We start from the raw sequence: 20,428 nt of genomic DNA, 5'->3' as shown, positions 1-20,428 counted from the left end.
GTGAGCTATGGACATCGACGAGGTTGAGGACGGCCTGCGGCGGGCGTACGGCTCCCTGAGCCGGCCGGCGTTCGGCACGGTGGCCGGACGGCTGGCCCGTGGCCCGGACGGGGGTCTGGTCGAGGCCCTGTACGACCGGTTCGAGGTGGCCGACGTGACCGACCCGAACGAGGACCACGGGTGGCATCTGATCCTGGCCGCCGACGGACGGCGGTGGGCGCTGTACGTGTCGGCGGTGGGACCGTACGCCGCCCTGGCCCGGATCAGTCAGGCCTGGGACCTGATCCTGACTCCGGACACCGAGGACCCGGCGCCGGACGAGCGGTGGCTGCTCGACCTGCTGGCCGGCCGCGGGCTGACCGTGCTGAGTCAGGCCGACCTGGAGACGCCGGTGGCGCTGGCGCTGACCGGGGTCGACGACGTCCGGGCCTACCACGCCCTGTTCACGGCGACCGAGATTTTGCCCTGGGACCACGTCACCCTTCGGCGGCTCGGTCTGCTGGCGTAGCGGCGGCGCCGGGCTGCAGGACGCGCTGCAGGAAGGTGCGGGTGCGGTCCTGGCGGGGGTGGGAGAGGACCTCGGCGGGCGGGCCGGTCTCGATGATGCGGCCGTCGTCCATGAAGACGACGCGGTTGGCCACGTCGCGGGCGAAGGACATCTCGTGGGTCACCACGATCATGGTCATGCCCTCGCCGGCCAGGGTGCGCATGACCGCGAGGACGTCGCCGACCAGTTCTGGGTCGAGGGCCGAGGTGGGCTCGTCGAAGAGCATCAGGCCCGGGTTCATGGCCAGGGCCCGGGCGATGGCCACGCGCTGCTGCTGGCCGCCGGAGAGCTGGCCCGGGTAGGCCTTTTCGCGGTCGGCCAGGCCCACCCGGGAGAGCTGGGTGCGGGCCTCGGCGGCGGCGGACGAGGCCGAGCGGCGCAGGACGCGGCGCTGGGCGACGGTGATGTTGCCGAGGACGGTCAGGTGGGGGAAGAGGTTGAAGTGCTGGAAGACCATGCCGATGTGGCGGCGGGCGGCGTCCACGTCGGTGTCGGGGTCGGTCAGCTCGACGCCGTCGACCGTCACCGAGCCGGAGGTGGCCGCTTCCAGGGCGTTGACGCACCGGAGCAGGGTGGATTTGCCCGAGCCGGACGGGCCGACCAGGCAGACCACCTCGCCCGCCTCGACGTCGAAGTCGATGCCGCGCAGGACCTCGTGGTCGCCGAAGGACTTGTGCAGGTCGCGGATCTCAACGAACGGCACGGGCCGACCTCCGTTCGAGCAGCCGGACCAGCTGCGACAGGGGCAGCGTGATCAGCAGGTAGAGCAGGCCGGCGACCAGCAGGGGAGTGGCGTTGACCTGCTGGTTGAGGGCGTCGCCGGCGTACTTGGTCAGTTCGATGGTGCCGGCGGTGACGCCCAGGACGTACACCAGGCTGGTGTCCTTGGTCAGGGAGACGAACTCGTTGGTCAGCGGCGGCAGGACGATGCGTAGCGCCTGCGGCAGGATGATCGAGATCATCGCGCGGGACGCGGACATGCCCAGGGAACGGGCGGCCTCGGTCTGGCCGCGGGGGACGGCCTGGATGCCCGCGCGCAGGGTTTCCGCGGTGTACGCCGCCGCGGTCGCGCCCAGCCCGACGGTCACCGAGCCGTACAGGCCGCCGGGGATCTCGCGGTCGGGGAAGGCCAGCGGGATGCCGTAGCCGACCAGGAACAGCACGAGCAGGGCGGGCAGGCCGCGGAAGATCTCCACGTAGGCGGTGGCGAACCAGCGGTACGGTGCCACCGAGGACAGCCGCGCCAGCGCCAGGGCGAGGCCCACCAGCAGCCCGAACACGAACGCCAGCACGGTGTAGACGAGCGTGTTGACCAGGGCCGTGGTGACCACGCCGGGGAACATGGACCGGGCCACGTCGGGGCGCAGGAACGACTCGGCCAGCCGGCCCCAGTCGGCGGCCAGGACGACAGCGAGCAGGACGGCGACGAAGACCGCGTACGCGATGCCGCGGGTCAGCCGCCGTCGGGCCCGGACCTTCACTTGCCCGTCGGCTTCGGGCCGATCCACTGGGCGTAGATCGCGTCGTAGGCGCCGTCGGTGCGGGACGCGGCCAGCACCTCGTTCACGGTCTTGAGCAGGTCGGGGTCGCCGGTCTTCTTGAGCGCGAACCCGTACTGTTCGCCGGTGTCGAAACCGGTCGGCACCTCGACCTTGCCGGGGTTCTTCTTGAGGTATTCGTTCCACACCGGCAGGTCGCCCACGGCCGCCTCGATCTGGCCGGTGACCAGCGCCTGCTGCTCGGAGGCGAGGTCGCGGTAGGACACCACCTCGACGTCCAGGCTGTCTTTGGAGACCTGCTCCTTGACGTACGCCTCGCCGGTCGTGTCGCCCTGCACCCCGAGCCGCTTGCCCTTCAAATCGGCCAGCGATTTGTACGGTTTGCCGGTGAGCACCACCAGCGCCTGGGTGGCGTCGAAGTAGGGGTCGGAGAAGTTGAGCACCTTCTTGCGCTCGTCGGTGATCGTCATGCCGGCCGCGGCGATGTCGCATTTGCCGGTGTTCAGGTCCTGCCCGGACTTGATGCCCTCGAACGGGGTGTCGACGATCGCCTGCGTCACGCCGAGCTTCTTGGCCACCAGGTCGACCAGGGCGACGTCGAAGCCGACGACCTTGCCTGAGGCGTCCTTGGACTGGAACGGGGCATAGGGCAGGTGGGTGCAGGTGGTGATCGTCCCGGCCTTGATCAGGGTCACGCCACCGGACTCGCCGCTGGTGTCCTTCTTGGCGCAGCCGGCCGGGATCAGCAGGACCGCCACGGCGGCCGCGGAAAGAAAGTATCGACGCATGTGATCACCCTACCGATCACATGGGAAATCGGGGGTGGCCGAGGCCACCCCCGACATAAAGGATCAGTTGCGGTTGATGGTGAACGTGGACGTGGTGTTCTCGATGTCCCGCCAGTTGTTGGACAGGCGCAGCCCGGTGAAGGTGGCCGAGCCCACGGCCGGTCCCTGACCGGATTCGGGCATCGGGTTGACCCACACGCCGAAGCCGGACTTGGCGTCGTACTCGTCGCCGCTCTTCTGCGCGCCGCTGACCGAGACGTTGGTGAACACGGTGTCGGTGATCGGTTGCAGCGCCTGCGGGTTGTACTTGGTCTGGAACATGATGCCGTGGTAGGTCGGGTCGACGATGTCGACGTTGCTGATCCGGATGCCCCGGAACTCCTTCTCGCCGCTGAGCAGCCACAGACCGGGGAAGGTCTGCGCGCCCCAGAAGTGCCCGCCGGCCCGGACGATCGAGATGTTGTCGAGGTTCGTCGTCGGCGACGCCCCGAAGCCGAGCATCGGGATGCCGAAGTCGATCGACGCGATGGTGACGCCGGAGTAGACGAGCGTGTCGGCGATGTAGATGTTCTTGAACGTGTTGCCCTGGCCGCCGTAGACCGCCAGGCCGGCCGCCCGCCAGGTCAGCGTGCTGGACAGGTTCTGGAAGACGTTGCCGGTCTCCTGCTGGTTGTTGGAGTCGATCGCCGCGAACAGCGCGAAGCTGTCGTCACCGGTGGCCCGGGCGTCGACGTTGTCGATCAGGTTGCCGGTGCTGCCGTTGGTCATGTTGATGCCGTCGGCGAACATGTTCCGGATCCGGGAGTTCCGGACCACCATGTTGTCGACGTTGGCCCCCCAGAACAGGCACATCTGGTGCTCGGTCCAGACGTTGTCGACGGTCATGTTGGCCACGTTGTTGAAGTCGAACACCTTGCCCGGCCCGTCCTGCCGGATGGTCCAGTTGCCGAAGAACCCGAAGTTCTTGAACGTCGAGCCGTTGGCCGAGGACTCGGCCCGGAACCCGCCGTCGGTCTCGGTCTGGCCGGAGGGGGTGAAGAACCGGGTGTACCAGGGGCCGGCCCCGACGACCTGGATGGCCCGGCCGTACACGCTGAACTTGCTCTGGGTCTGGTAGTCGCCGGCGGGCAGGTAGACGCCGGCCTTGGAGGTGTCCTGCCGGGCGGTGTCCAGGGCGTTCTGCACCGCCTGCTGGTCGAAGCCGGTCGGCACGACGTAGGTGGCCGGGTTCGGGTTGGCGATCGCGGTGGCCTGCTCCAGGTTGATGAAGTCGATGGTGATCGTGCCCGGGTTGCCGCCGTCCTTCTGCAGCTTGATCGTGCTGCCGGCCGGGAACGACCCGGTCAGCAGGGTGTTGGCCTCGTCGTAGATGTGCCGGGGCCCGGTGCCCGAGTTCTGCGGCTGTGCCTCGGGACCGTAGAGCCACGCGTACTTGGAGGTCAGCGGCAGCGTCTTGTTGAGCGCGCCGTTGACGTAGATGTTGATCGAGCTGGTGGTGCCGTCCGGGATGGAGAACCGGGTGACCAGCGTGTTGGTGGCCGCCTTGCTGGTCCACTGCACGTACGAACCGGTGCTGGGCAGGGTCACCGCGCGCCGCCCGGACGCCTCGCCGGCCAGGTCGCCGACGCGCCGGTTGGCCGCCAGCACCTGTGCGCCGCCGCCGGTCTGACCGTCCTCGGCCTCGTACATGTCGTACGGCATGTTGGCGCCGCGCCCGACGAAGAAGGACCGTTCCGACGTGTTGTTGGCCTGCTTGACCGGCAGTTCGTTGGCGTCGTTGGCCAGCACCACGCGGACCGTGTACTTGCCGTTGGCCGCGGTCCAGGTGCCGAGCGCCAGAGCCGGGGACGACGCGCCGGGCGCCAGCGTGCCGGTGTAGGAGCCGGTGAGCGTGCTGACCGTCGTACCCGCGTCGTTGAGCAGCGTGAGCGTCACACCGTGGGCGCCTCCGGCCGAGGCCGTCGTGCCCTGGTTCTTGATGGTCACGCTGAACGCGACGCTCTGCCCGGCCGACGGGTTGCTCGGCGACCAGTTGACCACCGAGGCCACCAGGTCCGAACTCGGCACGGGGGAGATGGTCAGGGTCCCTTGGAAGGCGTTGTTGGCGTCGTTCTGTTCCACGACGGTGTTCGCCTCGTCGACGACGGCCCTGGTGTCGAAGGTGCCGGCGTTATGGGCCCCGATGTTGGCGGTGACCGTGGCCGTGGCGCCGGCGGCGAGAGCGCCGACGCCGGTCGTGCCGACCTTGGTCGTACCCAGGTAGAAGTTGACGTTGCTGGCCGGTGACGCGGCCGAACCCGCGTTGCGGACCGTGGCCGACAGCGTGATCGTGTCGGTCTCGACCGGCGCGGACGGCGACGCGGTGAGCGCGGTGACGGTCAGGTCCGGGTTGGGCGCCGGCGTGCCGAAGACCTGGAACTCGGCGACCTGCCCGCTGGGTGCGCCGGAGTTCCCGGTGAAGCTGAGGCGCAGGTCGGCGGCGGTCGCGCTGACCGGGATGGTCACGCTGTTGCCGGTCGAGGGGTTGAACGTGTACGTGGCCGAGCCGACCAGTGTGGTGAAGGCCGATGCGCTCTGCTCGCGCCCGAGTACCGAGAAGGTCTGCGTGCGCTGCCCCCAGACCGGGTCCGGGTTGAGCTTGACGACGACCGACGACGTGCCGACGTTGGCGCCGAGCTTGACGGTCAGGGTCGCCGGGTACGCGCCGCCCTCCCAGTAGGTGCCGGTGTTGTCGTCGTTGGCGTTGGTGGCGACGAAGTTCTGGGTCACCGACGAGGCCTCGATGGGCTTGCCCGCGGCCAGGTTGCTGCCGGTCGGCGGTGGCGGATCCTGGCCACCGGGACCGTACAGCTCCAGTTCGGAGAGTTGCCCGGCCGGCCAGCCGGTGTTGGCGGTGAAGGTCAAACGGACAAACCGGGCAGTAGACGAAAGGCTGAGTGTCACGCTGTTGCCGGTGGATGGATTGAAGGTGTAGCTCGCGCTGGATTTGAGGACCGAGAAGGAGGAACCGTCGGTGCTGCCCTGGACGGTCAGCGTCTGCGTGCGGGTGGCCCACGCAGACGCCGGCGGAAGCTTCAGGACCGCCTGATCGAGGCCGGCCGACGAGCCGAGGTCGACCTGGATCCACTGCGGGAAGGCGTTGCTGGTGCTCTCCCAGTAGGACGAGGTGTTGCCGTCGCCGGCGTTGCCCGGCTGGTAGACGTCGACCGAGCTGCTGGCGGTGAAGGTCTTGCCGGCGGCCAGGTTGGTGCCGGCGGCGTTCGCGGGGGAGGGGACGAGGAGGACGGCGGCGGCCGCGACCGTGGCCGCGACCAGGGAGCGGAACATGGGGTACCTACTTTCCGGGGTGGAGGCGGAGCCAGACGGCGGTGTCCGGCGGCAGCAGGGTGCCGTCGAGCGGGCCGCTGGCCAGCAGGCAGGAGTGGTGGTCCGGCAGGGGGACGGAGACGCCGGACATGTTGAGCACACACGCGAACGTGGATCCGCGGGTGTAGGCGAGCACTCCGGGCGCGGTGTCGAGCCACGCCATCGTGCCCCGATGCAGTCCCTCTTCGGCCCGGCGCAGGTGGATCGCCGTGCGGTAGAGCTCGAGCATCGAGTTCGGGTCGCCGGTCTGGGCCTGGACCGTGCGGTCCTTCCACTCGGCGGGTTGGGGCAGCCACGGGGTGCCGGTGGTGAAGCCGAACGGCGGCTCGTCACCGGACCAGGGCAGCGGGACGCGGCAGCCGTCCCGCGAGTGCCCGCGGCGCCCCCACATCGGATCCTGGAACTGGGCCGGTGGAATGCTCTCGTTCTCCCACAGGCCGAGCTCTTCGCCCTGGTAGACGTAGGCGGCGCCGGGCAGGGACAGCGACAGCAGCGCGGCCGCCCGGGCCCGCCGGGTGCCCAGTTCCAGGTCGACCGGCGTCCCGTCCAGGTTCTCCTCGAAGCTGAACGTGGTCTTGGTGCGGCCGTACCGGGTGACATGTCGCGTGACGTCGTGGTTGGACAGCACCCAGGTGGCCGGTGCACCGATCGTCTCGTGCGCGGCCAGGGTCCGGTCGATGCACTCGCGCATCAGCTTCGGATCCCAGGCGCAGCCGAGGAAGTCGAAGTTGAACGCGGCGTGCAACTCGTCCGGTCGCAGGTAGCGCGCGAAGCGGTCGACCTCCGGCATCCACACCTCGCCGATCAGCGCGCGGTCGGGATAGGAATCCGCCACCCGCCGCCACGCGCGGTAGACCTCGTGCACGCCGTCCAGGTCGTGGAAGGGATGCGGCTTGTCCGGCGCCACCTCGGGAAAGGACGTGTCCTTGAGCAGCAGCGCCGCCGAGTCGATCCGGATGCCGTCGACGCCCCGGTCGAACCAGAACCGCAGGATGTCCTCGAACTCGGCCCGCACGTCCGGGTGCTCCCAGTTCAGGTCCGGCTGCTCCGGCGTGAACAGGTGCAGGTACCACATGCCGTCCGGGGTTCGGGTCCACGTGTCGCCGCCGAACTCGCCGATCCAGTTGGTCGGCTGGGACCGGAACCAGAAATACTCCCGCTCCGGTGCGTCCGGCGAGGCGAGCGCCGCCTTGAACCACGGGTGCTCGCTGGAGATGTGGTTCGGGACGATGTCGACGATCATCCGGAGCCCGGCCGCGTGGGCCTCGGTGATCAGCGCCTCGGCCTTCTTCAGACTGCCGAAGACCGGGTCGATGTCGCGGAAGTCGGCCACGTCGTAGCCGGCGTCGGCCATCGGCGAGGGGTACCACGGGCTCATCCAGATGGCGTCCACCCCGAGATCCCGCAGGTGGCCCAGGCGAGCGCGGATGCCATCGATGTCACCGATGCCATCGCCGTCGGCGTCGGCGAAGCTGCGCGGGTAGATCTGGTAGATCACCGCATCGCGCCACCACGGATCTTGATTGGTCACTGTTACCTCTTTCTGAAGGTCAGCCCTTGATGGAACCCGCGGAGAGCCCGCCGATGATGCTGCGCTGGAAGATCAGGAAGATGACGATCATGGGTACGGACGCGATGACCAGCCCGGCCATGAACTCGGTCTGCGGCACCTGACTGGTGTTGGCCAGCCGGGCCAGCGCCACGCTCAGCGTCTGTTTCTCGGTGTCCTGCAACACCAGCAGCGGCCAGAGGAAGTCCTTCCAGATGCCGATGATCGCGAAGATCGACACGACACCGAGGACCGGACGGGACAGCGGCAGCACAATCGACCACAGCACCCGCAGCCGGCCGGCGCCGTCGATCGCCGCGGCGTCCAGCAGGTCGTCCGGGATCTGGTCGAAGAACCGTTTGAGCACGTACACGTTGAACGCGTTGGCGGCGGCCGGCAGCCACAGTGCCCACGGGGTGTTGAGCAGGTTCCAGCCCAGGATCGGCAGGTCGGTGACGGTCAGGTAGGACGGCACGATCAGCGCCGTGGCCGGCAGCATCAGGCTGGCCAGCATCAGGCCGAGCACGATGCGCCCGAAGATCGGCCGGAGCTTGCTCAGTGCGTACGCGGCGGTCACGTCGACCGCCAGCTGGATCAGCCAGCCGCCGACGGCGTAGAAGGCGGTGTTCAGGAAGTACCGGCCGATCCGCATGTTCGTCCACGCGGTGGCGTAGTTGTCCAGGTGCCACGACCGCGGCAGCAGGAACGCCTTGCCCTCGGCGAACTCGGCCGGGGTCTGCAGCGCGCTCGCCGCCATCCACCACAGTGGATAGAGGAAGGCCGCCGCGAACAGGACCATGGTGACGGTCACCGCGACCAGATAGGCGACCCGATGGCGTTTCAGATCAATGGCGGAGATGAGGGTACGGGTCTCCGCCCGCGTTTCCCGACTTCGGCGCACGCGTTGCGGGGCGGGCGGCGGGGTGGCCGCCCCGGGCACGGCCGGCTGGGGCGGTGCGGTCAGTGTCATGACGTTCCCCTCAGTCCGCGGACCGGGTCAGGCGCAGGTAGAGCGCGGAGAAGACACCCAGCACGACGAAGATCAGCACGCTCATCGCGGCGGCCATGCCGAAGTCGTTCTGCACCTTGAAGGCGTACCGGTAGACCAGCACCAGCACGGTGACCGTGTCCGGGCTGGAGGTGCCGGTGAGCAGGAACGGCTCGATGAACACCTGCATGGTGGCGATGATCTGCAGCAGCAGCAGGACGAGCATGATGAAGCGCATGTGCGGGACTGTCACGTGCCGGATCCGCTGCCAGACACTCGCGCCGTCGAGCTCGGCCGCCTCGTACAGCTCGCCCGGAATGCCCTGCAGCGCGGCCAGGTACATCAGCGTCGCGCCGCCCATGTTGGCCCAGGTCGACACCAGGACCAGCGAGATCATGGCCGACGACGACCCCTGGGTCCACTGCGAGGTGGGCAGGCCGGCGCCGGACAGCCACGTGTTGAACAGGCCGTTGCCGGGGTCGTAGAAGTCGCGCCAGAGCAGCACGGCCACCGCCGGCGGGAGCATCACCGGCAGGTACACCAGGACCCGGAACAGGCCGGTCAGGTGCCGGAACTCGTTGAGCAGGACGGCGATCACGAACGGCAGCGCGTACCCGAAGACCAGGGCCAGGCCGGTGAACGTGACGGTGTTCTTCCAGGCCGTCCAGAACAGCGGGTCGTCGAACACCGCGCGATAGTTGTCGAGCCCGACCCAGTACGGCGGGATCACGAAGTTGTCCTGCTGGAAGCTCAGGATGAAGCCCTTGACCAGCGGGTACCAGGAGAAGAAGCCGAAGCAGAGCAGACCGGCCGCGAGGAACGCGTACCCGAGGAGATTGTCCGCCACCCGCCGGCGCACCCGCGCCGCCGTTATCACCGCCACCGTGCCGAGCCTTTCTGGTGGGGGCCGCCGGCCCGGGGGCCGGCGGCCGGATCGCTACTTGACGGACTGGAGGATCTGGTTGACCTGCGTCTCGGCGTCGGCGAGCAGCTTGGCCGGGTCGGCGTTCTTATCGGTCAGCACCTTCTGCATGGCCACGTCGAGCACGGCGTAGATCTGCTGGGCGTTCGGCGGCTCGAGCTTGACCGGGACCTTGCCCATGCCGGCCACGAACGGCGCGTAGTTGGCCTGCGGGACGTTCGCGTACTGCTTGTCCGCGGCCGCCTGGGTCTGCGCCGCCGCGCCGGTGAAGATGGCCGGCTCGGGCAGGCCGACCGGCTGCTTGGTCTCGCTGGCCCACTTGTTCTCCTCGGCGAACTTGTCGGCCGAGGTGAACCAGAAGGTCAGCCACTTCAGGCCGGCCTTGATCTTGGCCGGGCTGAGGCCGGCCTTGAACATGTAGCCCTCGCCGCCGCCCAGGGTGCCCTGGCCGTCCGGGATCGGGGCCAGCCCGTACGTCTCGTACTTGCCCTTGTACTGGTTGACGATGGTCGGCAGGTTGTCGGCGGTGGCGATGTACATGCCGAGCTTGCCCGAGCCCATCTGGTTGAGCAGGTCGGCCCACTCCAACAGCTGCTTCTGGCCCATCGAGTTGTCGGTCCAGCGCATGTCCGCGAGCTGCTGCAGGACCTGCTTGCCCTTCTCGTTGTTGAACGCGGCCTTCCAGGTGCCGTTCTGGTTGGTCGCGATGTCGCCGCCCAGCGAGTAGAGCTCGGCGGTGAAGTGCCAGCCGCCGGTGTTGCTCTTGCTGTAGTCGCCGTAGCCCATGGTGTCGTTGCCCAGGGCGGTGATCTTCTTGGCGGCGTCGCGCACCTCGGCCCAGGTGGCCGGCGGCTGGTCCGGGTTCAACCCCGCCTTGGTGAACAGGTCCCGGTTGTAGAGCAGGCCCATCGAGTAGTTCTTGTACGGCAGCCCGTACGTGCCGCCCTTGTCGTCCTGGAAGACCCTGAGCACCTCGGGCTTGAGCTGCGCGGTGACCGGGAAGTCCTTGAGGTATTTGCTGACGTCGGAGACCTGACGCTTGGCGATCAGGTTGGCCGGGTCGGTGAAGTAGACGTAGAAGACGTCTTCGAGCTGGCCGCCGGCGAGCTTGGCCGGGAACGTCTGCGGGTCCATCTTGCCCTCGCGGACGTCGAGCTTGATGGTCGGGTTGGCCTTCTCGAACGCCGCCACGTTGGCCAGGAACCGGTCGTGGGTGGCCTTCTCGGTGGCCGGCGGAAGTCCGTTGATGACCAGCGTGACCGGCCCGTCGGCCTGCTCGCCGCCGGCATCGTCGTCGTTGCCGCAGGCGGCCGCGGACAGGGTGAGCCCCGCGATCAGCAGCGCGCCCAGCAGCCTCTTTCTCAGCATGGGGAACCTTCCTCTATGTCGCGAGCGTGCTCTCATGTTTCGTAGCGGTGACGGTAATTGGTCTCTTCTTGTTACGCAAGAACTTCACTCTCTTACGAAAGAACGCGACTTTCGTGGCCCAGCGCACAAAAAGACGGGCGGACCCGGTGGGTCCGCCCGTCGAAGCTTGCGAATGTGCTGCTCAGTCCGCCTTTGCCGGCCCGGTGCTGCCGCGGACCACCAGCTCGGGCTCGAACAGCAACTCGTCCGGCTGCACGCCCGACCCCTCGATCTGGTTCACGAGCAGGTCGACGGCCGCCTGACCCATCATCTCGATCGGCTGCCGCACCGTCGTCAGCGGCGGATCGGTGCAGGTCATCAGGGCCGAGTCGTCGTAGCCGACCACCGACACGTCGGCCGGCACGTCCAGGCCGAGCCGCCGGGCGGCCCGGATCGAGCCCAGCGCGACCACGTCGGACACGCAGATCATCCCGGTGATGCCGCGCTGGATCAGCCGGCTCGCGGCCAGACGCGCGCTCTCCATCGAGAAGTTGGTGCGCTCGACCCGGTCCTCCGGCCGCTCCCAGCCGGCCAGCCGGGCCACCGCGGCCAGCTTGCGGCGCGACGGCATGTGGTCCTCCGGGCCCAGGACCAGGCCGATCTTCTCGTGGCCGAGGGAGCGCAGATGCCCGTAGGCCTGCTCGACCGCCACCGCGTCGTCGGTCGAGATGTGCGGGAAGCCCAGCCCGTCCACCCCGGCGTTGACCATCACCACCGGCATGCGGCGGTCGAGCAGCTGGCGGTAGTGGTCGTGATCGGCCTCGGCCAGCGCGTACGACCCGCCGGCGAACACCACGCCGGACACCTGGTGGTCGAGCAGCATCTCGATGTAGTCGCTCTCCGGCACGCCGCCGATCGTCCGGGCGCACAGGGCCGGCGTGAACCCGCGCTGGGCGAGACTGGCCGTGACCACCTCGGCCAGCGCGGGAAAGATCGGGTTCTGCAGCTCGGGGAGCACCAGCCCGACCAGCCGGCCCCGCTCGCCGCGCAGCTTGGTCGGTCGCTCGTAGCCGAGCACGTCCAGCGCGGTCAGCACGGACGCGCGGGTCGCTTCGGAGACGCCGCTGCGCCCGTTGAGCACCCGGCTGACGGTCGCCTCGCTGACCCCGGCTTTCTTGGCCACCTCGGCCAGTCGTTTGGTCACGTACGGAAGCCTACGTCAGCTTCCTGCAAGAACTGAACTTCTCTTCGCCCGTCGCTGCAAAATCCGACCCCAGGGCTTGTAAGTGGACAGCACTGTCGCGAAAATCATCAGGCTCGTCGACATCGCCGGCGCCACCACCAGGTTGACCCGGTCCGGCCCCTCCGGGATCACGCCGCTCGCCAGCTGTGGGTAGAGCAGGAACGTGACCAGGAAGAGCATCAGCGTGGTCACGCCCAGCTTGACCACGACCCACCAGTGCCTGAACAGGCCCCACGGGGTGGACAGCGCGTTGGTCACCCCGACCAGCCAGACGAGGCCGGTCAGCGGGACGAACAGGAACCGGCCGATCAGGCTCTGCGCCGGGTAGACGACGTTCGGGTCGGCCCCGGACAGTCCCGCGACGCCGAACGTCAGCATCGCGAGGTCGACTCCCAGCCAGCCGACCGCGGTGATCACATGGACGGTGAGGATCAGCTTTCGCACAGGCGGTTTCATGCCTTACAACCTTCTCGTCCCCGGCGCGCGGAGCGTCCCGGCAGCGACGTATCACCGCATACGTCAGCGGGCGTAGCGGGTTTGGCGCGCAGCGCCGGAGGGTGACCATTTACGCAGGTGGAGCGGAGCGACCCTCGGCGGGAGCAGCGGTCAGCACCACCCACCCAGCCACGACATCGAGCTCTTGAACCTGAATTGCCGTTAGCCTCGACGGTATGGATCAACGACCGCTCGAGGACGGCATCGTCCGGGACTTCAAGGTCAACCTGTCGTACGGGCGCTACCTGCACCTGGACGAGATCCTCAACGCCCAGCACCCGGTCAGCCGGCCCGAACACCACGACGAGCTGCTCTTCATCCTCCAGCACCAGACGTCCGAGCTGTGGCTCAAGCTGATCCTGCACGAGCTGCGGGCCGTGCTGCGCCAGCTGGCCGCCGACGACCTGCGGCCCGCGCTCAAGGGCCTGGCCCGGGTCAAGCACATCCAGCGCCAGCTCACCGAGCAGTGGTCGGTGCTGGCCACCCTCACCCCGAGCGAGTACGCCGAGTTCCGCAGCTTCCTCGGCACGTCCTCCGGCTTCCAGAGCTACCAGTACCGCGCGGTCGAGTTCACCCTGGGCAACAAGGACGCCCGGATGCTGCCGATCTTCGACGACGACCCCGGGGCCAAGGAGATGCTCACCGCTGCGCTCGAGTCGCCCAGCGTGTACGACGAGTTCCTGCGCTACCTGCACCGGCTCGGGCACGACGTGCCGGTCGAGATCCTCCAGCGCGACGTCACGTTGCCCTATCGCTACAACGCCGACCTGGTGCCGGTCTTCGTGCGGATCTACGAGCGCAAGGACGAGTTCTGGGAGGCGTACGAGGCCTGCGAGGAATTCGTCGACCTGGAGGAGAACTTCCAGCTGTGGCGGTTCCGGCACCTCAAGACCGTCGAGCGCACGATCGGCTTCAAGCGCGGCACCGGCGGGTCCAGCGGCGTCGACTTCCTGCGCAAGGCCCTCGACCTGACCTTCTTCCCCGAGCTCTACGCCGTCCGGACCGAGATCGGAGCGCCCGGCCAGTGACCGACGACCTTGCCGCCCGCGCGGTGGCCCTGGACGCCGCCGACCCCCTCGCCGCTCACCGCGACCGGTTCCTGCCCGCCCCCGGCGTGGTCGCCTACCTGGACGGCAACTCGCTGGGTAAGCCGCTGATCGAGACCGCCGCGCGGATGGACGCGTTCATCCGTACCCAATGGGGCCAGAATTTGATCCGCGGCTGGGACGACGAATGGCTGGACTGGCCGGAGCGGATCGGCGACCGGATCGGGGCGCTCGCCCTGGGCGCGGCGCCCGGCCAGACGATCGTCGCCGACTCCACCACCGTGCTGATCTACAAGCTGGCCCGGGCCGCCGTCGACGCCCGGCCCGGCCGCACCGAGGTCGTGCTCGACACCGACAACTTCCCCACCGACCGGTACGTGCTGGAGGGCATCGCCGCCGAACGCGGCCTGACCCTGCGCTGGATCGAGACCGACCCGGCCACCGGTGTGCACCCTTCGCAGGTGGCCGAGATGGTGGGTCCGGACACCGCGCTGGTGCTGTTCAGCCACGTCGCCTACCGCTCGGGCTGGATCGCCGACGTCGGCGAGATCACCCGCGTCGCGCACGAGGCCGGGGCGCTGGCGATGTGGGACCTGTGCCACTCGGCCGGCTCGGTGCCGACCTGGCTCGACGAGTGGGGGGTCGACCTGGCCGTCGGGTGCTCGTACAAATACCTCAACGGCGGCCCCGGCGGGCCGGCCTTCGCCTACCTCCGCGGCGGCCTGCAGGCCGAGCTGCGCCAGCCGATCCGCGGCTGGATGGGTCACCGGGCGGCGTTCGAGATGGGCCCCGGCCACGAGTACGCGCCCGGCATCCGCGCCCTGCTCAGCGGCACCCCGCCGATCCTCGCGATGGTCCCGCTGGACGTCAGCCTGGACCTGCTGGCCGAGGTCGGCGTCGAGGCCGTCCGTGAGAAGTCGACGCTGCTCACGGGGTACGCGCTCGACTTCGCCGACGAGCTGCTGGCCCCGCTGGGCGTGACAGTGGCGTCCCCGCGCGACCCGGCCCGGCGCGGCGGGCACGTGACGCTGACCCGGCCCGGCTTCGGCGACCTGCTCCAGCCGCTGTGGGACGAAGGGGTGATTCCGGACTATCGTCGCCCGGACGGGCTGCGGATCGGCCTGGCCCCGCTGAGCACCAGCTTCACCGAGGTCCACCAGGGACTGTCCCGGCTCCGCGACCGGCTCGTCGGATGACCTACCGGCAGGCCGGCACGCTGTGGTGGGACGGCCGCTTCCACCAGGGGAAGGCCCTGCACGGCTCCGAGGTCGTGGCCCAGGTCCCGCCCGGCACTGTTCGTCTTCCCGGCACGCTGCTGCCCGGCCTGACCGACGCCCACGTGCACCTCGGGCTGGCCGATCTTCCGACGATCCGGGCCGGCGGCATCGCCGAGGTCTGGGACCTGGGCGGCACCCTCGAATTCGTGCGGCGGCAGCCCGGCATCCGCTACGCCGGGCAGTTCCTGACCGCGCCCGGCGGCTACCCGAGCGATCGCGCGTGGGCCCCGGCCGGCAGCTGGCGCGAGGTCGGATCACCGGGTGAGGCCGCCGACGCGGTCTCCGCCCAGACCGGGGCATCGTTCATCAAGGCGACCCTCAACACCGGCGGCCCGATCCTGTCCCTCGCCACACTGGCCGCGATCGCCGACGCCGCGCACGCGGCCGGCCTCCCGCTGATCGTGCACGCCGAAGGCCCCGGAACCGTGGAAACGGCCCTCGACGCGGGTGCCGATCTGCTCGCCCACACGCCGTGGACGGAAGCCCTGGACGAGGGGGTGATCCGCGCCGCCGCCGGGCAGACCACGTGGATCAGCACCCTGGACATCCACGGGTGGGGCGCGCCCACCGCCGACCTCGACGTCGCGCTCGGCAACCTCCGGCGCTTCCTGGCCCGCGGCGGAACCGTCCGCTACGGCACCGACCTGGGCAACGGGCCGCTCGTACCCGGCATCAACCCCCGCGAGATCCGTGCCCTGCAGCAGGCCGGCCTGACCCCGGCCGAGATCCTCACCGCGATGAGCCCGTCGGCCGCGACCCTGCCGCCGAGCTGGATACCCGGCGGACTCGACCTCGACCCGGCCCGCTTCGCCGGCTCGTTGGCCACCGCCCGGGCCCTCTGACGCGCTACTGCAAGTGGGCCGACTCGGTCATCCAGGCCAGGATCATGTCGCAGCTGCGGAGCACCACCTCGGCCGCCCGGCGCTCGGCCGCGGTGGCACCCGGGCGCTGCCGGCGCCAGCGTTCGGCCGCCGCGTACGCCTCGGACCAGATGTCGTCCGGTGACGCCTCCGGCGGCAGGCCCAGCCGCTCGCCGACACTCGTCCCGGCCCCGCCCAGCAGCCGCCGGGCCTCGGCTGCGGTCTCCTGCGGCAGATCCACCCGGCCGGCCCGCAGCGCCGACAGCAACCGCAGCTCGCGGAACGGGTGCACCTCGGCCATCAGCAGCTCGATCTCGGCCAGGTGCTCGCCCCGGCCGGGCGGCGGCTCGGTCCGCAGCAGCTGATCGAGAACGGTCAGCGTGGACCGGGCCTTGAGAGTGGCGCGCCGGGCCGTGAAGAACTCGGCCACCGAGGTCTGCAGCTCCTTGAGCCCGCTGTACTCCTGCAGGCGCTCGGACAACTCGCCCCGGCCGGAACACCCGGTGCGGACCAGCGTGACGGCCAGCCGGACGCCGCCCAGGCCGAGCCGGCGCAGCAGGTGGTCGCGTTGCTCCGCGGGCACACCCAGCCGGGCGTCGGCCGAGGTGAACCGGTCGGCCGACAGAAGGTAGGGGTCGAGGTCGCCCCGCGGCCACGCCGCCAGGTTGGACAGCGCGCGGAACTCCTCCTCGCGCAGCGTGCGGGCGGCCTGCCCGATCAGCGGGGACGTGGCCACCACGTCCTGGCAGAGGGCGCCGACCCGGGGGTCGCGGCGGCGGCGCCGGGCCACCTGCCGGGCGGTGATCATGGCGTCGGCCCGGCCGCCGGACGTGGCGTCGGACCGGGCCAGGACGACGATCGTGTGCACCGGGAACACCGACGGGCCACGCAGGCCCCGGCCCGCCCAGAGGAAATTCAGGTCGGACTCGTCCAGGTGGGTGGTCAGGTAGAGGACGGCGTCGGCCTCACGGAAGACCCTCTGCGCGGCGGCGCCACCGCCGCCCTCGGCCAGGCGGCCCAGGGTGTCGACGATCCGGGTCCGCCGCAGCGCGCGGCTGGGCCACTCGACCACGGCCCGGCGTACCCCGTCGGCACGGTCGTCATCCCCCGACGAGGTGCTCAGCCGCAGTCCGGGTGTGGTGCGGACCATCGCGACCTCGTGCACGTTGCGGCCGTCGGCGTACCACCAGGCCCGCGGCTCGGGACCGTCCTGATAGGAGGCGAAGGTGACCGCACCGCCGGCCGGGACCGCCGGGGCCACATCGTCGCCGATCAGGGCATTGACCAGTGTCGACTTGCCGGTGCCGGGCGGGCCGGCGACGGCCAGGCGCAGCGGCTCGGCCAGCCGGACCGAGGCCTCCTCGAGCAGCGAGCCGGCCCGGCCGTTGCCGCGGTAGGCGTGCATCGCCTGGCTGAGCAGGCGCTGCACGCGCTGCTCGAGGTCCTCGTCGTCGATCACGACGCGCTGCGCTGCCGCGGGATCGCCGGCCGCTTCGGACCGGCCTGCAGAGCCCGGGCCTGCTGCGACAACGCCGACAGCTGGGCCAGCTCGTGCTGGAGGCCGCGGGTGCGCTGCTCACGCGCGGCGACCTCACGGTCGGCCGCGGACTTGGCGCTGCGCAGCGACTCCATGACCGCTTCCTGTAGGTCCTCGGTCACCGCGGTGAAGTGGTCACGCAGCGAGCGCTGGATCCGGCGGACCGAATCGCGGGCGTCCTTGGTCAGGCGTACGAAGATCTCGTCGACGTGCCTTTGCACCGCTGTCCGGGCCTCGGCCTGACGGCGCTTGAGCAGCGCCTTGCTCTCGTCGCGGATGCTCTTGCCGCCGAACAGCGCGCCGCCGCCGATCGAGATCGGGTTGATCAGCGACATGCCGGTGAGGCTGGTGACCAGGCCGAACATGATCACGCCGCCGTACGAGCCGCGGAGCCCGATGAACAGTTTCTGGCCGGGACTGAACGTGGCCACCGGCGGCGCGTCCAGCCCCGTGGTGGAGTCGCCGAAGCCGGCCGGCATCTGGAACATCTGGGCCGGCAGCACGTCGCCGGCGTCGGGTGGGAACTCGTCGGCGACCTTGCGGGCCATCCACTCGGCCCGCTCCACCAGCCAGGTCAGGCTGGTCCGGGTCAGCTCCTCGAGCGACTCGCGCAGCCACGGCTCGAACTCGTCCCAGGCCTTCGCCGGATCGGCCGTGGCGAAGAACTCGTCCGTCTCGGACAGCACCGCCCGGGTGCGTTCCCGCAGGTCGTGCTCGATGTCCGACATCAGGTCACCGACCTCGTCGGCGAGCCGGTTCTGCCAGCGGGCCGAGCACTTGCGCAGGTCGTCGAGCCGGCGCTGGGTGGCGTGCAGCCGGGCCACCGCCTCGGTCGCCTCGGTCGCCTGGTCGGTGGTGAGCTGTGCGTGCAGCGGCTTGGCCAGCCGTTCCAGCACCGTCCGGCTGAGCACCGCCGCCGTGGCCCGGGCCAGCTGGTCCGGTTTGGCGGCGAGCAGCCGCTGCAGGTGATTGATCAGGTCGGGGAAGCCGGACTCGGTGTTCAGCGCCGGATCGCCGGCCTTGACCGCGTGCAGCCGCAGCGACGCGGACACCGCCGCCACCGTCGCGGGCACCCCGGCGCCGCTCAGCACCTCTTTGCTGCGGGCCAGCTGCTGCCGCCAGTCCGGCGTGTAGTCGGCCTTGGTCAGCACCACCGTCACGGTGGGGAACAAGCGGGTCAGATCGGTCAGCACGGTGAGCTCGGCGTCGCTCAGGTCGCGACCGGCCTCGCAGGTGAACAGCACCAGGTCGGCGCCGGCCCCGGTGGTCAGGTCGCGGGCCTCGGCCACCGCGTCCGTGCCGCTGCCGGGCAGCCCGCTCAACGGGGGCGTGTCGATCAGCACCAGGCCGCCGGCCAGCAGAGCGCGGGGAACGCCGATGTCGGCGTGCAGCGGGGTGGCCGCCGGGAGGCTCGCCGCGGTCTGCGTGACCGCCGTGTCGAGTCGTTCCAGCGCGAGCGGGATGCGGTCGCGCAGCCCGGCGTCGGCGGTCCAGTCGGCGTTGAGAGAGTCGCGCCGGATCAGCTCGGCCACCGGTGCGTCGGCGTGCCGGACGACCGCGGGCACCGTGGTTCCGCCGTGTTCCGGCACGCCGCACACGGTTGCGTTGATCAACGCGTTGATAAGCTGGCTCTTGCCCTGCTTGGCGGCACCGGCCACCATCACCCGTAGTTGCGGTTCGAGCATGCGGGTGCGGCGGCGGGTGAGCCAGTTCGCAATCTCCGTGCGACCGTGCGCGGAGCACGAGCGGATGGTCGCGTCCATGACGTCGAGCCAGGTCAGCGGGGCGTCAGCCGCCCGCAGCGGGTCGGGCAACGCCCGGTTCAGCGGGATGAGGGAGGTCGGACCCGCATACGCCGTGGGTCCGGCCTCCCAGCTAACCATCCTCGCCAATCCTGCCCTTCCGGCTGTACTGCCGCTCTCCGTCCGCCGGTCGGGCTTCTTCCGTCCTACAGGTGCAGGTCGGTGAGGCCGCCGAGGGCGCCGCCGTGCGTGCTGTCGGTGTCCGTGTCGGCCTGGTGGCCGCCCAGCAGGTTGCCGGTGACGCCGTGCACCGTGTCGACGGTGCCGTGGACCGTGCCCGTGACGGTGCTGTGCACGCTGTGCGTCACATCGTCGGTGAGGTCCGTCTTGACCACAGACGACACGACCGAAGAGGTTGCCCCCTCAACGCCCGAGACGTCAAGGCCCGTGGAGTGGCCGAGGTCGACCGTGGCCGGCACGTTGACGACGTGGGTGACGTTGTCCAGGGTCTCGATCGGCCGCAGGTCGGTCTCGGGGAGCAGGTCGCCGGCGCCCGGGACGACCGTGTTGACCGTGCCCTGCACCGCGACGCCCGAGTCGAGGTCGAGGGCCGGGTCGTGGTCGACGGAGAGATCGGCCACAGTACCGGTGGTGACCGAGCCGATACCGTCCAGGTTCAGCGCGCCGCCGGACAGCACCGAGCCGGACAGCAGGTCCTCGCCGGCCACGCCGACGACGGTGGTGTGCACGCCCGAGACCGTGAGGTTGAGGTCCTGGACGACACCCTGGGCCGGGGCCAGGGCGGCGTGCGAGGTGATCGCCTGGAGCTGGGCGACCGCACCGGCGACGTCGAGGTTGGCGACCCCGGTGGTGATGTCGTCGACGCCGGCGATGTCGGTCACGCCCGCGACCGGCGCGTAGTCGACCACCATCGGGATGACCTGCTGCACGTCGACCGCGGTGACGTCGCCGAGGCCCGCGTGCTGCAGCGTCGCCTCCGGGTCGAGTTCGAAGGCCTGCCGGGCAGCGGTGTCGTAGAGCAGGTTGAGCACGAAGTCATGCAACGTCGGCGACGCGTCCATCGAGATTTCCTCCACATTGGTGGGCCACGAGGCACCGGTGATCGGCACCGTGGAAACCGTACGGTCGGGGGGAAGGTCCGGGCATCGGGGCCGAGCCCCCTAACTGCGGACGGCGTACGGTACTCGGCGACGCGGTTCCG

General features: G+C 70.0%; 17 protein-coding genes. 4 read left to right on the top strand and 13 right to left on the bottom strand.

The genetic code is table 11. The features are described 5' to 3' along the window. Positions 1-7 precede the first annotated feature (7 nt). Entirely contained in the window at positions 8-508 is a 501-nt protein-coding gene (locus ACGFIO_RS07320; RefSeq protein ID WP_392823261.1) for a hypothetical protein, read from the top strand. On the opposite strand, the gene ACGFIO_RS07315 is transcribed toward ACGFIO_RS07320, so the two are convergent. The 10 genes from ACGFIO_RS07315 to ACGFIO_RS07270 all read right to left on the bottom strand — a co-directional run bounded on the left by ACGFIO_RS07315 (position 477) and on the right by ACGFIO_RS07270 (position 12,705). Continuing rightward, the gene (locus ACGFIO_RS07315) at positions 477-1,250 is read right to left on the bottom strand and encodes an amino acid ABC transporter ATP-binding protein (protein WP_392823258.1); all 774 of its coding nucleotides are present in this window, start codon (positions 1,248-1,250) and stop codon (positions 477-479) included. The genes ACGFIO_RS07320 and ACGFIO_RS07315 overlap by 32 nt on opposite strands. After that, positions 1,237-2,055 carry an amino acid ABC transporter permease gene (locus ACGFIO_RS07310; protein ID WP_392823256.1) on the bottom strand — a complete coding sequence of 273 codons (819 nt, stop codon included), beginning with the start codon at positions 2,053-2,055 and terminating at the stop codon, positions 1,237-1,239. The genes ACGFIO_RS07315 and ACGFIO_RS07310 overlap by 14 nt, the downstream gene beginning before the upstream one ends. After that, positions 2,025-2,834 carry a transporter substrate-binding domain-containing protein gene (locus tag ACGFIO_RS07305; RefSeq protein ID WP_392823254.1) on the bottom strand — a complete coding sequence of 270 codons (810 nt, stop codon included), beginning with the start codon at positions 2,832-2,834 and terminating at the stop codon, positions 2,025-2,027. Before ACGFIO_RS07305 ends, ACGFIO_RS07310 begins: the two co-directional genes overlap by 31 nt. 63 nt (positions 2,835-2,897) lie before the next feature. Continuing rightward, positions 2,898-6,161 carry a CARDB domain-containing protein gene (locus tag ACGFIO_RS07300; protein ID WP_392823253.1) on the bottom strand — a complete coding sequence of 1,088 codons (3,264 nt, stop codon included), beginning with the start codon at positions 6,159-6,161 and terminating at the stop codon, positions 2,898-2,900. A 7-nt stretch (positions 6,162-6,168) separates the two neighbouring features. Then, a complete protein-coding gene (locus tag ACGFIO_RS07295) occupies positions 6,169-7,731 on the bottom strand; it encodes a glycoside hydrolase family 13 protein (protein ID WP_392823252.1) in 1,563 nt (520 codons plus the stop codon). A 19-nt stretch (positions 7,732-7,750) separates the two neighbouring features. Then, on the bottom strand, positions 7,751-8,719 hold the full coding sequence (locus ACGFIO_RS07290) for a carbohydrate ABC transporter permease (protein WP_392823249.1): 969 nt from the start codon (positions 8,717-8,719) through the stop codon (positions 7,751-7,753). Positions 8,720-8,729: 10 nt separating this feature from the next. Beyond that, positions 8,730-9,620 (bottom strand): carbohydrate ABC transporter permease, encoded by an 891-nt coding sequence (locus ACGFIO_RS07285; protein ID WP_392823246.1) that lies wholly within the window; start codon positions 9,618-9,620, stop codon positions 8,730-8,732. Positions 9,621-9,674: 54 nt separating this feature from the next. Next, positions 9,675-11,027 carry an extracellular solute-binding protein gene (locus ACGFIO_RS07280; RefSeq protein ID WP_392823243.1) on the bottom strand — a complete coding sequence of 451 codons (1,353 nt, stop codon included), beginning with the start codon at positions 11,025-11,027 and terminating at the stop codon, positions 9,675-9,677. A gap of 181 nt (positions 11,028-11,208) precedes the next feature. Next, complete coding sequence (locus ACGFIO_RS07275) at positions 11,209-12,210, bottom strand: LacI family DNA-binding transcriptional regulator (protein ID WP_392823241.1); 1,002 nt, start codon at positions 12,208-12,210, stop codon at positions 11,209-11,211. Between the two features lie 15 nt (positions 12,211-12,225). Continuing rightward, positions 12,226-12,705, bottom strand: coding sequence for a hypothetical protein (locus tag ACGFIO_RS07270; protein ID WP_392823240.1), 480 nt, complete (start codon positions 12,703-12,705; stop codon positions 12,226-12,228). Between the two features lie 215 nt (positions 12,706-12,920). Here ACGFIO_RS07270 and ACGFIO_RS07265 point away from each other — a divergent pair, with 215 nt between their 5' ends. The 3 genes from ACGFIO_RS07265 to ACGFIO_RS07255 are packed head-to-tail and all read left to right on the top strand — an operon-like array spanning position 12,921 to position 15,909. Then, the gene (locus tag ACGFIO_RS07265; RefSeq protein ID WP_392823237.1) at positions 12,921-13,772 is read left to right on the top strand and encodes a tryptophan 2,3-dioxygenase; all 852 of its coding nucleotides are present in this window, start codon (positions 12,921-12,923) and stop codon (positions 13,770-13,772) included. Continuing rightward, positions 13,769-14,986, top strand: coding sequence for a kynureninase (locus ACGFIO_RS07260; RefSeq protein WP_392823235.1), 1,218 nt, complete (start codon positions 13,769-13,771; stop codon positions 14,984-14,986). The genes ACGFIO_RS07265 and ACGFIO_RS07260 overlap by 4 nt, the downstream gene beginning before the upstream one ends. Next, positions 14,983-15,909: an amidohydrolase family protein gene (locus tag ACGFIO_RS07255; protein ID WP_392823232.1), complete on the top strand. Its 927-nt coding sequence runs from the start codon at positions 14,983-14,985 to the stop codon at positions 15,907-15,909. Before ACGFIO_RS07260 ends, ACGFIO_RS07255 begins: the two co-directional genes overlap by 4 nt. Before the next feature lie 4 nt (positions 15,910-15,913). Here the strand turns inward: ACGFIO_RS07255 and ACGFIO_RS07250 are convergent, their stop codons facing one another. The 3 genes from ACGFIO_RS07250 to ACGFIO_RS07240 all read right to left on the bottom strand — a co-directional run bounded on the left by ACGFIO_RS07250 (position 15,914) and on the right by ACGFIO_RS07240 (position 20,336). After that, positions 15,914-17,386: a hypothetical protein gene (locus ACGFIO_RS07250; protein ID WP_392823230.1), complete on the bottom strand. Its 1,473-nt coding sequence runs from the start codon at positions 17,384-17,386 to the stop codon at positions 15,914-15,916. Beyond that, positions 17,383-19,347 carry a GTP-binding protein gene (locus tag ACGFIO_RS07245; RefSeq protein WP_392823227.1) on the bottom strand — a complete coding sequence of 655 codons (1,965 nt, stop codon included), beginning with the start codon at positions 19,345-19,347 and terminating at the stop codon, positions 17,383-17,385. The genes ACGFIO_RS07250 and ACGFIO_RS07245 overlap by 4 nt, the downstream gene beginning before the upstream one ends. Positions 19,348-19,412: 65 nt before the next feature. Beyond that, positions 19,413-20,336, bottom strand: a complete 924-nt coding sequence (locus ACGFIO_RS07240) for an IniB N-terminal domain-containing protein (protein WP_392823224.1) — start codon at positions 20,334-20,336, stop codon at positions 19,413-19,415. Positions 20,337-20,428: the final 92 nt, after the last annotated feature.

Source organism: Actinoplanes sp. NPDC049265 (assembly GCF_043197135.1).
In the GTDB taxonomy this organism is placed as follows: domain Bacteria; phylum Actinomycetota; class Actinomycetes; order Mycobacteriales; family Micromonosporaceae; genus Actinoplanes.
Note: the sequence above shows the minus strand (reverse complement) of the source record. Positions and strands in the feature narration are given on the sequence as shown.

Coding starts and splice junctions, on each gene's coding strand:
- ACGFIO_RS07320 (WP_392823261.1), top strand. CDS start 8: ATGGACATCGACGAGGTTGAGGACGGCCTGCGGCGGGCGTACGGCTCC.
- ACGFIO_RS07305 (WP_392823254.1), bottom strand. CDS start 2,834: ATGCGTCGATACTTTCTTTCCGCGGCCGCCGTGGCGGTCCTGCTGATC.
- ACGFIO_RS07300 (WP_392823253.1), bottom strand. CDS start 6,161: ATGTTCCGCTCCCTGGTCGCGGCCACGGTCGCGGCCGCCGCCGTCCTC.
- ACGFIO_RS07290 (WP_392823249.1), bottom strand. CDS start 8,719: ATGACACTGACCGCACCGCCCCAGCCGGCCGTGCCCGGGGCGGCCACC.
- ACGFIO_RS07280 (WP_392823243.1), bottom strand. CDS start 11,027: ATGCTGAGAAAGAGGCTGCTGGGCGCGCTGCTGATCGCGGGGCTCACC.
- ACGFIO_RS07270 (WP_392823240.1), bottom strand. CDS start 12,705: ATGAAACCGCCTGTGCGAAAGCTGATCCTCACCGTCCATGTGATCACC.
- ACGFIO_RS07265 (WP_392823237.1), top strand. CDS start 12,921: ATGGATCAACGACCGCTCGAGGACGGCATCGTCCGGGACTTCAAGGTC.
- ACGFIO_RS07255 (WP_392823232.1), top strand. CDS start 14,983: ATGACCTACCGGCAGGCCGGCACGCTGTGGTGGGACGGCCGCTTCCAC.
- ACGFIO_RS07245 (WP_392823227.1), bottom strand. CDS start 19,347: ATGGTTAGCTGGGAGGCCGGACCCACGGCGTATGCGGGTCCGACCTCC.